Consider the following 12,941-nt stretch of genomic DNA (forward strand, 5'->3'; position numbering starts at 1 on the left):
TTATTTTCTTTAGATGCTATAATTTAATTACGATAAAAAACAGAAGGAGCTTTAAATGAATTCGAATAATTTATCAAAGCGCTTAAAAATGGTAGCTGGGGAAGTTCAAAAAGGAGCCCGTATTGCGGACATTGGTTCTGACCACGCCTATTTACCAATTCATCTAGTTAAAGAAGGTATCATTAATTTTGCAATTGCTGGTGAAGTTGCCAAGGGTCCACTTTCTAACTCTGAGTTTGAAATTAAGGATCAGAATGTTCAAGATTCTGTGATTCCACGATTGGGTGATGGTTTAGATGTTATTCAGGATCAAGATCAGATTGATACAATTGTAATTGCTGGAATGGGTGGCATCTTAATTCAATCCATATTGGATCGTAATCAAGGAAAACTAAAAAACGTTAAGCGTTTAGTTCTGCAACCAAATGTTGGAGAATTGGAGTTACGAACATGGCTTCAAAATAATAATTTTAAAATTGTAAATGAAAAAATTGTCGCTGAGGATCGTCATATTTATGAAATGATTGTAGCTGAACCGGGAAATGCAAGTTATTCAGATGCGGAGTTACATTTTGGCCCATATCTAAGTGCTGAAAGAAATACCGCTTATTTAAGTAAATGGGAACGTGAGCTCAAACGGCTACTAAAGGTAGAGAATGCAATGAAGAATAGCAATTCACATGATAGTAATCGTTTGAAACAAGTTCAGGAAGAAGTTTCAAGAGTTCAGGAGATGTTATCAAAATGAAAGCTGCAGATTTAATTTCAACATTTGAGGATTTCGCACCTCAATCTCTAGCCGTTTCAGGTGACCCCATTGGAATTCAAATTGGTGATGTGAATCGAGAAATTAAGCGTGTACTTGTTACTTTGGACGTTCGTCCTGAAGTTGTTCAAGAGGCTGTTGAGCAAAAATGCGATATGATTTTCTCACATCATCCAGTGATGTTTCGTTCAGCACGTAATCTGGATTTTAGAAATTCTCAGAATAAAATGTACGGCGATATTATAAGCAATAATATTTTTGTCTATTCAGCTCACACTAATTTAGATAGTGCTAATCCTGGTATGAATGATTGGCTAGCTCATGCATTGAAATTAACTGATGTTAAACCATTATTATCAGTTGAGGGTCCGGAACACGGTATGGGAAGGATCGGAGATTTAGTGCAAGCACAACCTTTGAAAGATTTTGTTTCTGACGCGAAATCGGCATTTGGTGTTAGTGGAGTTCGCGTAACAAGTAATGACGTCAATCAACAAGTTAAACGAGTGGCTGTTTTAGGCGGTGACGGTGGAAAATTCTATCCTGAAGCAATTGAGCAGGGAGCAGATGTATATGTCACGGGTGATGTTTACTATCATACAGCACATGAAATGTTAACAGATGGTTTAAGCGTGGTGGATCCGGGACATAATATTGAAAAGATTTGTATTCCGTATTTAGTTCAAATGTTTACCGAATGGTCAAAAGAAAATAATTGGAATTTGGAAGCAATTCCTTCTCAGATTAATACGGATCCATTTACTTTTATGTAATAAGGCAACAAAAAAAGAAACCCACAGAGGTTTCTTTTATTTTGTTTCTTTTGGTCCCTTCGATAAGAGAGGAATCATGTTAGAAGTTATCAATGCTACTATGGCAGCAACAATACCGATTTGAAAACGTTGGTATGGAAGAGCATCAAGTGCTCCGCCAATGTATCCAATGACTTCACCAAAGATGAATGCCCAAAAAATAATTGTGATTTGACGCATAATTATGCCACCTTTCAAAACTGTAAATATTTTAGCACAATGACCGTGAAAATCAACCGACTTACTTTAGTTAATATGTTGAATTCGGTATAATCAAAACAATGAATACAGAAGGGAGATAACGAATTTATGAGTTTTTTACCATTACAAGTTAGTAGCGCGTACTCTTTATTAAAAAGTTCTTTAAAGATCCAAGATTTAGTGCAAAGTGCTAAAAAACTCGGTTATCAAACTTTAGGGCTCGCTGATGAAAACGTCATGTATGGCGCTATTGAATTTTATCAAGAGTGTGAACGAAATGGAATCAAACCGGTCTTAGGACTTAATTTAGCTTTACAGGGATCTTTTTTAACTGAAGAGACTTATCAAACTTTATTTTTTGCTAAGGGACAAACTGGCTATCAGAATTTGATGCAACTTAGTTCACTAAAAATGGCATCAGATAAAAGTAGTTTAAGTTTTACGGATCTTAACGGATTATTAGATGATTTAGTCATGATTATTCCTGGGACACGTTCTGAGATGATTGAACTATTAGAACGGGGACAACGGTCTAGCGTGGAACAACTATTAAAGAGTTATCTTGATGAAATTAGTTACGATAACTTATATCTTGGATTAAATCAAAAACAAACAGCTATTTTGCGAGGCACAGTTCAAGAAGTAGCAACTGAATTTAAATTAAAATGTCTGCCATTACCACTAGTACATTACAAAACAGCTGAAGATTATTTTGCAACTAAGGTATTAGAGGATATTCATTCTGGTGACGTAATTCGCCATCCGGAGGATTTTAAAAATACGCTGGGGTCTGATTGGCTAAAAAGTGCATCTGACTTTGAAACAGAATATCAGAATTTAGGATTAGGCCAAGAAATATCTAACCTAGAAAAATTAGAAGAACAATTAAATCTAAAAATTCAATTTTCTGAACCTAAATTACCAGTTTTTAAAACTCCTAATAATAGCTCTTCATCGGAATACTTAAGAGCATTGTGTGATGAAGGATTAAACAAAATTACGTTAGTGACGGATCGTACCAAGTATCAAGAACGTCTTGATCATGAATTGTCCGTAATTAAAACGATGGGATTTTCTGATTACTTTTTGATTATCCAAGATGTAATTAGATTTTCGCATAGTGTCAATATTTTAACTGGTCCTGGACGTGGCTCGGCAGCTGGTTCCTTGGTTGCATATCTGTTAAATATTACGACAGTTGATCCGTTACAATTCGGTTTACTATTTGAACGTTTCTTAAACCCAGAACGAGCTCAAATGCCGGATGTGGACTTGGATATTCCGGATGATCGTCGTGACGAAGTTTTACAGTATGTTCATGAAAAGTATGGTCATACCAGAGTTGCACAGATTATTACATTTGGTACCTTAGCGGCTAAGGCTGTAATTAGAGATGTGGCTCGTGTATTTGGAGAATTGCCAGCCCAAATCAATACTATTAGTAAATTAATTCCTAATCAGTTAAATATAACTTTGAAACAGGCTTATGAACTTTCACAACCACTAAGAAACTTTGTTAGTGATAATGATCGCAATCAGTTGATATTTTATGTGGCTTCTAGACTAGAAGGTTTGCCACGTCATTATTCAACTCATGCGGCGGGAATTGTATTGAGTGACGTTGAACTAGTTAATAATGCGCCTGTTCAAATGGGTAATGATGGAATGTTGATGGTTCAATATTCTAAGAATTACGTTGAGCAAGTAGGGCTTCTAAAAATTGATTTTCTTGGATTACGTAATCTTACAATTTTGTCGCAAGTTTTAGATCAAGTTCATAAAGAGCAACCAGATTTTGATATTAATAAAATCAATTTGAACGACAAAGCAACTCTAGAACTCTTTCAAAAGGGTGATACGACGGGAATTTTTCAATTTGAATCCGATGGTATCCGAAATGTTTTGGTTAAAATGCAACCAGATAATTTTAATTTGGTAGTTGCAGTTAATGCCTTGTATCGACCGGGACCAATGCAGAATATTGATCGTTTTATTAAGAGAAAAAATCACGAAGAACCATATCGTTTCCCAAATGAGGTTCTTAAAAATATTTTGGGAGAGACGTATGGAATTCTAGTTTATCAAGAGCAAGTTATGGAAGTGGCTTCTGCAATGGGTGGTTTGACTCTTGGACAGGCCGATTTATTGCGTCGCGCAATGAGTAAGAAAAAGGCCACTGTTATTGATGAACTCAAAGGCGAATTTATTAAAGGAGCCAATCAAAAGGGATATGCTACAAATTTAGCAAATCAAGTCTACGACTATATTGAGAGTTTTGCTAACTATGGATTCAACAAATCACATGCGGTTGCCTACAGTAAAATGGCTTATCAATTGGCCTATTTAAAAGTTAATTATCCACTGGAATTTTATACAGCAATCTTAAACTCAGTCATTGGTGGGGCAAATAAGACTAAAAATTATTTCCAAGAATTAAAGCAAAAGAAATTAATAGTTTTGCCGCCAAATATTAATCAAAGTAGTGCAGTTTATCAACTAATCGATCATCACATCGTTATGGGATTACTTTGTATTAAAGGAATTCGGCGTGATTTGATTCAAACAATCCTAACCGAACGTCAAGCTAACGGACCATTTCAGTCCGTCGAATCATTTCTCCGTCGAATTGATTCCAAGTGGTTAAGTGAAGATGTGTTAGATCGTTTGATTTTTGCTGGTGCTTTAGATGGATTTGGTTATAATCGGGCGGAGTTAAGTGGATTTTTACCAGAATTAAAGCAAAGTATCGATTTAAGTAACGGTAGTATGGATCTCTTTGAAAAACTAATTCCAAAAGTACAACGCAAGCCTGATTTGTCATTGTCTACTAAGCTAGAACAAGAGGAAGAACTTTTAGGCGTGTATGTTTCAGGACATCCAGTTGAGAAATATCAAAAGTTAATTGATCAAATTAAAAGTACACCGCTTATTAATTTGAAAGAATCTACCAAAGTGGTGGTTGTCGCATATATTAAATCGATTAGGGTTATCCGTACTAAGAAGGGTGACCAAATGGCCTTCTTGAACATTAATGATCCTTCAGGTGAAAGTGAAGTTGTTGTCTTTCCACAGGTATTCAAAAATAGTGAATCTAATTTACAACGTGGACGTGTTCTAGTTATTCAAGGTAAATCTGAAAATAGAAATGGCAAGTTACAGATTATTGCTGATTCGTTTAAACTACCTGAAGAAATGCATTTGAGAGAAAATAAAAGACAACGATGGATTCTGAATGTTCCACATCGAAAAAACAGTCGAGATTTTCAAATGAAACTGTTTGGCATATTTAAGAAATATCACGGTAATATTCCAGTGACGTTGGTATATCTTGATACGCATGAAACGAATGATCTATCGGAAGAATTTAACTTATCAAATGTAAGTCAAGCCAAAGAAGAGCTCGCAGATTTGCTTGGAGTGGACCAAATCCAACTTAAAAATGATGAAAATCAAAATTAAAGCACTTACATTTTAATAAATGATGAAATGGTACAGACATCTGTTTTTAAAAGTGATAAACTTTGAATTGAAGTTTTGAAAAACTCGATAATTTTGAGGTGAAAGTTAATGAAGCGCATTGGTATTTTAACCAGTGGTGGTGATGCTCCAGCAATGAACGCAGCAATTCGTGCCGTTGCTAGAAAAGCCATCAGTTCTGGTTTAGAAGCATATGGAATTAATTATGGTTTTGCTGGTTTAGTAGCCGGAGATATTCATAAGTTCGAAGCTGCTGACCTAGATGATTCAATTGACGAAGGAGGTACAATGTTGTACTCCGCTCGTTACCCTGAATTTGCTCAGGTTGAAGGTCAATTAAAGGGAATCGAACAACTTAAGAAGTTCGGTATTGATGCTTTAGTTGTTATCGGTGGCGACGGTTCTTATCATGGAGCTCTTCGTTTAACTGAACATGGTTACAACACAATTGGTCTTCCAGGAACAATCGATAACGATATTCCTTATACGGATTTCACAATTGGTTTCGATACAGCACTAAATACTGCTGTTGACGCTATTGACAAGATTCGTGACACAGCTAAGAGTCACCAACGTGTCTTTGCTGTTCAAGTTATGGGTCGTTTCGCTGCTGACATCGCACTTTGGGCTGGTGTGGCTTCTGGTGCTGATGCAGTTATCGCACCTGGCTTTGACTACAATGTCGAAGAAATTGCTAACAAGCTTAAGGCTAACCGTGCAAAGGGTAAAGATTACGGAGTTATTGTTATTGCTGAAGGCGATGCAAACTCTGATGCTGCTCCTGAATTCATCGAACAACTTAAGAAGTACGGTGACTTCGATGCTCGTGCTACTGTCTTAGGACATGTTCAACGTGGTGGTGTTCCAACCGCTCGTGATCGTGTCTTGGCAAGCAAGATGGGTGCTTATGCTGTTGAATTGTTGTTAGAAGGCAAGGGTGGTTTAGCTGTTGGTATTCTTGACAACAAAGTTCAAGCACATGACATCACTGATCTATTTAATGCTAAGCATCAACCAGATAGTTCATTACATCAATTGGCTGACGACTTATCATTCTAAAATTTGGATAAAATGACTTAAAAGTCTTTTATAAATTAGTTAAATCAAAGGAGAGATTTAGTAATGAAGAAAACCAAGATTGTTTCAACACTTGGACCCGCAAGTACTGACGTAGATACAATTGTAAAATTAATCGAAGCCGGTGCAAACGTATTCCGTTTCAACTTTTCACATGGTGATCATGCTGAACATTTAGACCGTTACAACAAGGTTATGGAAGCTGAAAAGATCACTGGTAAAACAGTTGGTATCTTATTGGATACAAAGGGTGCTGAAATCCGTACAACTGCTCAAAAAGATGGTAACCAAGAATACCATACTGGCGACAAAGCACGTATTTCAATGGACGAATCTTTAGAAACAACCAAGGATGTAATTGCTGTTACATACGATGGCCTTTATGATGATGTTCATGTTGGTGGTCACGTATTATTCGACGATGGTTTACTTGATTTTAAGATTGACGAAAAAGACGAAGAAAAACGCGAATTAGTTGTTCATGCAACTAATAACGGTACTCTTGGTTCACGTAAGGGTACAAATGCTCCTGGTGTTTCAATTAACTTACCAGGTATTACTGAAAAAGATGCTAGCGATATTCGTTTCGGTTGTGACGAAATGAACATTAACTACATCGCTGCAAGTTTCGTTCGTAAACCTCAAGATGTTTTAGACATTCGTCAACTTCTTGAAGAAAAAGATATGGCTGACGTTCAAATCTTCCCTAAGATCGAATCTCAAGAAGGTATTGACAACGCTGACGAAATCTTAAAGGTTTCAGATGGTATCATGATTGCTCGTGGTGACATGGGTGTTGAAATTCCAGCTGAAAATGTTCCTTTGGTACAAAAATCATTAATCAAGAAATGTAATGCTGTTGGTTTACCAGTTATCACAGCTACACAAATGCTTGACTCAATGATCGAAAACCCACGTCCAACACGTGCTGAAGCTTCTGATGTTGCTAACGCCGTTTGGGATGGTACAGATGCTACTATGCTTTCTGGTGAAAGTGCTAATGGTGATTACCCAGTTGAAGCTGTCGCAACAATGGCTAAGATTGACGAAAAAGCTGAAAATGCACTTGCTGAAGATGGTAACTTACAAATAAACAAGTTTGACCAAAGTGATGTTACAGAAACAATTGGTGCTGCCGTTGCTCGTGCTGCACGTAACTTAGGTGTTAAAACAATTGTTGCTGCTACACAATCTGGTTACACTGCACGTATGATTTCTAAATACCGTCCAGATGCTGATATTTTAGCTATCACATTTGACGAACGTGTTCGTCGTGGATTGACAGTTAACTGGGGTGTTCACCCAATCGTTGCTGACAAGCCATCTACTACAGATGAAATGTTTGATTTAGCTGCTAACAAAGCTGTTGACCTTGGGTTCGCTAAGGAAGGCGACTTGATCTTAATCACTGCTGGTGTTCCAGTTGGTGAAAGTGGTACAACAAACATGATGAAACTTCAATTAATTGGTTCAAAACTTGCAGCTGGACAAGGTGTCGGTGATGAAACAGTTATTGGTAAAGCTGTTATTGCAACTTCTGCTGAAGAAGCAAACAGCAAAGCTGTTGAAGGCGGAATTCTTGTTACAAAGACAACTGATAAGGATTACTTACCAGCTATTGAAAAATCAAGTGCTTTAGTTGTTGAAAATGGTGGTTTAACATCACATGCAGCTGTTGTTGGTATTTCAATGGGCATTCCTGTTATCGTTGGTGTTCAAAATGCTACATCAATTCTTTCTGATGAAGAATTAATTACTGTAGACTCACGTCGCGGTGTTATTTACCACGGTGCATCAAACGCACTTTAAGATAAATTAGTTTAAACAAAGAAACGTAACCAATTTGGTTGCGTTTTTTTTATTTCTAGTGCAATTGAGTTTGCTTTCTAGTAAAATTGATTTATGTAAACTAAAATTGGAGTGGAAGATCAAAATGGAAAGTTGGCTTTTTTTATTTAGTATTTTAGTAATTGCTTTTCTTGGTAAGAATCAATCTTTAATGATTGCTTGCTTTGTCGTCTTATTGTTAAAAGCCATTCCTAACACTGCACAACTCTTTGATATTATCAGTAAGCAGGGAATTAATTGGGGTGTGACAGTCATATCTGTCGCTATTTTAATTCCGATTGCTACTGGGAAAATTGGTTTTATGGACTTGATTAATTCTTTCAAGAGCCCTGTTGGTTGGATTGCCATTGCATGTGGTGTACTAGTTTCCATTTTATCGGCAAGAGGGGTTGGCTTTCTTGCGGCAAGCCCTGAAGTAACTGTTGCTTTAGTATTCGGAACTATTATGGGTGTAGTTTTCTTAAACGGTATTGCTGCGGGACCAGTTATTGCTTCTGGAATTGCGTATTTAATTATTCAAATGCTTCAGATTCAAGTGAAATGAGGAAAATAATGGAATCATTATTAGGAAAAGTATCAAAAGGAAAAGTGATTGATGAAAATGATCAGTTTTACTTTGTTCAATTAGAGGATGTTAAAACCTATCGTCTAGATAAAAAAGAAATTAAGAAGCCTTTGAAACAGGGCAGTTTTTTTTCTGGTTTTGCATACGAAAATGTTAATCATGAACTTCAAATTACTCGAGAGGCTCCAGATATTCGTGTGGGCCGTTTTGGTTGGGCCAAAGTAGTTCGTGTTCGTCGTGATTTAGGTGTCTTTGTAGATATTGGTTTACCAAACAAAGATATAGTTGTTTCTCTGGATGAGCTTTCCACAGAAAATAGATTATGGCCTAATATGGGAGACCGTTTACTTGTGCGTATTACTGTCGATAATAAAAATCGCATGTGGGCTAAATTGGCTGACGATTCTGTTTTTCGTGCATTGGCTCAACGCGCAAATACTGCGATGACTAATAAGAATGTATCTGCTACAGCTTATCGTTTGAAGATTGTTGGAACGATTGTCTTTACTGACGATTTCTATGTTGGTTTTATTCATCCATCAGAGCGTAATGAAGAACCTCGTTTAGGAGAACAATTGACTGCACGTGTCATCAAAGTTCAGCAGGATGGTTCATTGAACCTTTCATTGAAACCTAGAGGTTATGAAGCAATTGGTGATGATGCTGCTATGGTATTAGCTCTATTGGAACATAGTTCAGAACACAGTTTGAATCTAAATGATCATAGTGATCCAGTCGAAATTAAAAAAACTCTAGGAATTAGTAAGGGCCAATTTAAGCGTGCTTTGGGTCATCTATTAAAAGTCGGTATCATTAATCAAACTGACGAGGGTATTGAGCTTAAGTCAGAGGATTAGAATATGGATCGTCTGGTAGAAGAGTATCTGCATGCTTTAGTTGTCGAAAAAGGTTTGTCACAAAATACGGTAGTAAGTTATCGGCAGGAACTTAGACGATTTATAACTTTTTTATCTAAAGAAAACATCAAAGATATTAAAAACGTCGATCGTTATGTTATTTTAAATTTTCTTGACGAATTGGATCGAGCTGGAATTTCTCGTAATTCAATTATTCATGCTATCTCTAGCTTACGAAAATTCTTTTTGTATTTGTTACAAATTAATATGATTACAGATAATCCAATGAATAATATTGTTCCACCAAAGAAAGCTCAGCATTTACCCTCTATTCTTACTACGGATGAGGTTGAAAGACTACTGGCTACACCAAATACGGCGACAAATTTAGGTGTCCGTGATCGGGCTATTTTAGAGGTTATGTATGCAACCGGATTGCGTGTCAGTGAATTAATCCATTTAAATCTAAATGAATTACATTTGGAAATGGGATTAATTGAAACGGTTGGTAAAGGTGATAAACAACGTGTTATACCAATTGGAGACGTCGCAATTAAGTGGCTAAATGAATATTTACAGGGTCCTCGTGGAGCTTTATTAAAAAATCAAAATTACGACATTGTTTTTCTAAATCAACATGGTCGTCCTATGACGCGCCAAGGAATTTGGAAGAACCTTAAACAGTTAGTGTTAAAAGCTGGGATAACCAAAAATATTACGCCACATACTCTCAGACATTCATTTGCAACACATCTGTTGGAAAATGGTGCAGATTTGCGAATTGTACAAGAATTGTTAGGTCATGCGGATATTTCTACAACTCAAATTTACACGCATGTCACCCAACAAAGATTGACGAATGTGTATAATAAATATCATCCTCGTGCTTAAAGGTAAGGAGTAACATGTTAGTTAGATATACTGAATCAAATCACAAAACCACTATGGGACTCTTGTCTTGCGTTTCAGGTATTGATAGTTTGGATCAGGTTAATGATACGTTACAGTATTTTACTAACCGCAATGATCGTTATATCTATCTTGATCAACAAGATCAGCAGTTTATTGGCGTGGTATTAGTTATATTGCAAAAAGATTTTGTTATTATTGATCGACTGGGATTTATTCCTGATGAGGAAACAGTTTTCAATGAAAATGAAGTTCTTAGATCTTTACAAAGTATTTATCCAGAAAGAAGACTAATCGGTACCATTGCAACTAGTTCAATGATGGAAAGATTTGAGATGGGTCAAAATATAAATGGCACAAATGAATGAAACATTACCAACAATAAAAATTGATGAATTTGAGGGACCGTTGGATCTCTTGCTTCATTTAATTCGAATATCTGAAATGGATATTTATGATATTAAAATTAGTAGCATTACTACACAGTACCTTGATTACTTGCATGCTCAAAAAGAATTACAGTTAGATATTGCTGGTGAGTATTTGGTAATGGCAGCCACTTTAACCGAGATTAAGGGAAAGATGTTATTGCCAAATACGGAGGTCCCAGATGATATTGGAGACGAAGATGATCCAAGAAATGATTTAATGGATCAATTAATTGAGTATCAGCGTTATCAAGAAGCATCAGTGAATCTTAAAGATCTTGAAGGACAACGTAAACAGCTATTTACAAGACCACAGGCTGACGTTCCTGATGATATTAATCTAAATTTGGTAACGCCTGGAGTTCAGTTATCAGACTTACAAAAGGCTTTTGAAAAGATGATTGCTAAAAAGCTTACCAACGAACCAATTCATCAAACGATTCAAGAAGATGAGGTTTCGATTGGTGATAGAATGATACAGGTTAAAGATCAAGTTCATCATTACAAGCAAGGGGTCTTATTTGAGAATCTTTTTGATGATGTAATAGATCGAGTTAATTTAGTAACCACTTTTATGGCTTTGCTGGAATTGGTTAAAGACAATCAGGTTATACTTCAACAAAATGAACTTTTTGATTCAATTTTAATAAAGGAAATTCAAGAAAAATAATATGAGTAGTAAACAAGATTTAGAAGGATTATTGTTTGTTAGTGGAGAGGTAGGTATTTCTCTGGCAAATCTTGCAGATTTAACTGGGTTCTCTAAACCAGCCATCAGAAATATGTTAGATGAGCTGAGTCATGAGTATCAATCTAATCAAGATTCTGCGCTTCAAATAATTGAATCAAATGAGACGTACCGCTTAACAACTAAAAAAGAGTTATCCTCGTTATTAGGAAAGTATTTTGAACAACCACTTCAATCGTCGCTGTCACAGGCATCTTTGGAAATTTTATCTATTATTGCATACAAGCAACCTATTACACGGGTCGAAATAGATTCAATTCGGGGAGTTCAAAGTGGAGCAACGATTCAAAATTTAGTTGCACGTGACTTAGTTTGTGAAGTTGGTCGTTTAGATGAGCCTGGCCGTCCTAAAACATACGGAACCACGAGTGATTTTTTGGACTATTTTGGAATTACAGATTTAAAGGAATTGCCAGATCTTCCGCAAATAAAGACTACAGACGAAAATAACGATTCCACAGGTGATTTATTCTTGAAAGAGTTTAATCAGTCAGCTGTTATAACTGAAAAGGATGGAGAACAAGATGAGTGAAAGATTACAAAAAGTAATGGCAGAAGCAGGGGTAGCATCCAGAAGAAAATCTGAAGAATTGATTGCTGCCGGACGAGTTTGGGTTAATGGAAAAGCTGTTACGGAACAAGGATTTAAAGTTGAACGACACGACCGTATTGAAGTTGATGGTGTTCCAATTCAAAAAGAAAACCTCGTTTATTTTCTTTTGTACAAACCACGTGGTGTTATTACATCAGTTCATGATGAAAAAAATCGTTCAACTATCATGAGCTTTTTCCCTGATGTGGTTCAAAGAATTTACCCAGTTGGTCGTTTAGATTACGATACTTCAGGTGCACTATTAATGACCAATGATGGAGAATTGGCTAATAAAATTACTCATCCTAAGTATAAATTTGAAAAGACTTATACTGCTAAGGTCAAGGGAATTCCAAGTATTGAAAAGATTGAGCGCTTAGAAAAGGGCGTCGTCATAGATCATAAGAAAACAGCTAAGGCTAAGGCTAAGATTCTTAGTTCGGATACTGAAAAGCAAACGGCTGTTATTCAACTGACAATTCATGAAGGACGTAATCATCAAGTTAAGAATATGTTCCAAGCCATTGGGCATCCGGTTATGAAACTAAAACGTGAATCATATGGTTTTTTAAATACTGATGGCTTACAACCTGGAAAATGGCGTGCACTTAAAGTTTCTGAAGTTAATCGATTAAAACAACAATTTGGAATGTGATTTTGT

At 36.2% G+C, this 12,941-nt stretch carries 13 protein-coding genes; 12 read left to right on the plus strand and 1 reads right to left on the minus strand.

Annotation, left to right across the window (positions count from 1 at the left end; translation table 11 throughout):
• Positions 1-55 precede the first annotated feature (55 nt).
• Positions 56-748: a tRNA (adenine(22)-N(1))-methyltransferase gene (locus IV88_RS00275; protein WP_057797535.1), complete on the plus strand. Its 693-nt coding sequence runs from the start codon at positions 56-58 to the stop codon at positions 746-748.
• On the plus strand, positions 745-1,539 hold the full coding sequence (locus tag IV88_RS00280; RefSeq protein ID WP_057797537.1) for a Nif3-like dinuclear metal center hexameric protein: 795 nt from the start codon (positions 745-747) through the stop codon (positions 1,537-1,539). Before IV88_RS00275 ends, IV88_RS00280 begins: the two co-directional genes overlap by 4 nt.
• A gap of 36 nt (positions 1,540-1,575) precedes the next feature.
• Here the strand turns inward: IV88_RS00280 and IV88_RS00285 are convergent, their stop codons facing one another.
• Positions 1,576-1,761: a YjzD family protein gene (locus IV88_RS00285; RefSeq protein WP_186823762.1), complete on the minus strand. Its 186-nt coding sequence runs from the start codon at positions 1,759-1,761 to the stop codon at positions 1,576-1,578.
• 126 nt (positions 1,762-1,887) lie between these two features.
• Between IV88_RS00285 and dnaE the strand changes: the two genes are divergently transcribed.
• From dnaE to IV88_RS00335, 10 genes are all read left to right on the plus strand, one after another.
• Positions 1,888-5,238, plus strand: a complete 3,351-nt coding sequence (dnaE, locus tag IV88_RS00290; RefSeq protein WP_057797540.1) for a DNA polymerase III subunit alpha — start codon at positions 1,888-1,890, stop codon at positions 5,236-5,238.
• 108 nt (positions 5,239-5,346) lie between these two features.
• Complete coding sequence (pfkA, locus tag IV88_RS00295; protein WP_057797542.1) at positions 5,347-6,315, plus strand: 6-phosphofructokinase; 969 nt, start codon at positions 5,347-5,349, stop codon at positions 6,313-6,315.
• Between the two features lie 63 nt (positions 6,316-6,378).
• Positions 6,379-8,142 carry a pyruvate kinase gene (pyk, locus tag IV88_RS00300; protein ID WP_057797544.1) on the plus strand — a complete coding sequence of 588 codons (1,764 nt, stop codon included), beginning with the start codon at positions 6,379-6,381 and terminating at the stop codon, positions 8,140-8,142.
• Positions 8,143-8,266: 124 nt separating this feature from the next.
• The gene (locus IV88_RS00305; protein WP_057797546.1) at positions 8,267-8,725 is read left to right on the plus strand and encodes a DUF441 domain-containing protein; all 459 of its coding nucleotides are present in this window, start codon (positions 8,267-8,269) and stop codon (positions 8,723-8,725) included.
• 8 nt (positions 8,726-8,733) lie between these two features.
• Positions 8,734-9,603 (plus strand): CvfB family protein, encoded by an 870-nt coding sequence (locus tag IV88_RS00310; protein ID WP_057797548.1) that lies wholly within the window; start codon positions 8,734-8,736, stop codon positions 9,601-9,603.
• A 3-nt stretch (positions 9,604-9,606) separates the two neighbouring features.
• A complete protein-coding gene (xerD, locus tag IV88_RS00315; RefSeq protein WP_057797549.1) occupies positions 9,607-10,494 on the plus strand; it encodes a site-specific tyrosine recombinase XerD in 888 nt (295 codons plus the stop codon).
• A 14-nt stretch (positions 10,495-10,508) separates the two neighbouring features.
• Entirely contained in the window at positions 10,509-10,880 is a 372-nt protein-coding gene (locus IV88_RS00320) for a hypothetical protein (protein WP_057797552.1), read from the plus strand.
• Positions 10,864-11,610 carry a segregation and condensation protein A gene (locus IV88_RS00325; RefSeq protein WP_057797553.1) on the plus strand — a complete coding sequence of 249 codons (747 nt, stop codon included), beginning with the start codon at positions 10,864-10,866 and terminating at the stop codon, positions 11,608-11,610. The genes IV88_RS00320 and IV88_RS00325 overlap by 17 nt, the downstream gene beginning before the upstream one ends.
• Before the next feature lies 1 nt (position 11,611).
• Positions 11,612-12,220, plus strand: coding sequence for an SMC-Scp complex subunit ScpB (gene scpB / locus IV88_RS00330; RefSeq protein ID WP_057797555.1), 609 nt, complete (start codon positions 11,612-11,614; stop codon positions 12,218-12,220).
• The gene (locus IV88_RS00335) at positions 12,213-12,935 is read left to right on the plus strand and encodes a pseudouridine synthase (RefSeq protein WP_057797557.1); all 723 of its coding nucleotides are present in this window, start codon (positions 12,213-12,215) and stop codon (positions 12,933-12,935) included. Before scpB ends, IV88_RS00335 begins: the two co-directional genes overlap by 8 nt.
• Positions 12,936-12,941: the final 6 nt, after the last annotated feature.

The sequence above is a fragment of the Pediococcus argentinicus genome (genome assembly GCF_001437605.1).
Classification (GTDB): Bacteria; Bacillota; Bacilli; order Lactobacillales; family Lactobacillaceae; genus Pediococcus; species Pediococcus argentinicus.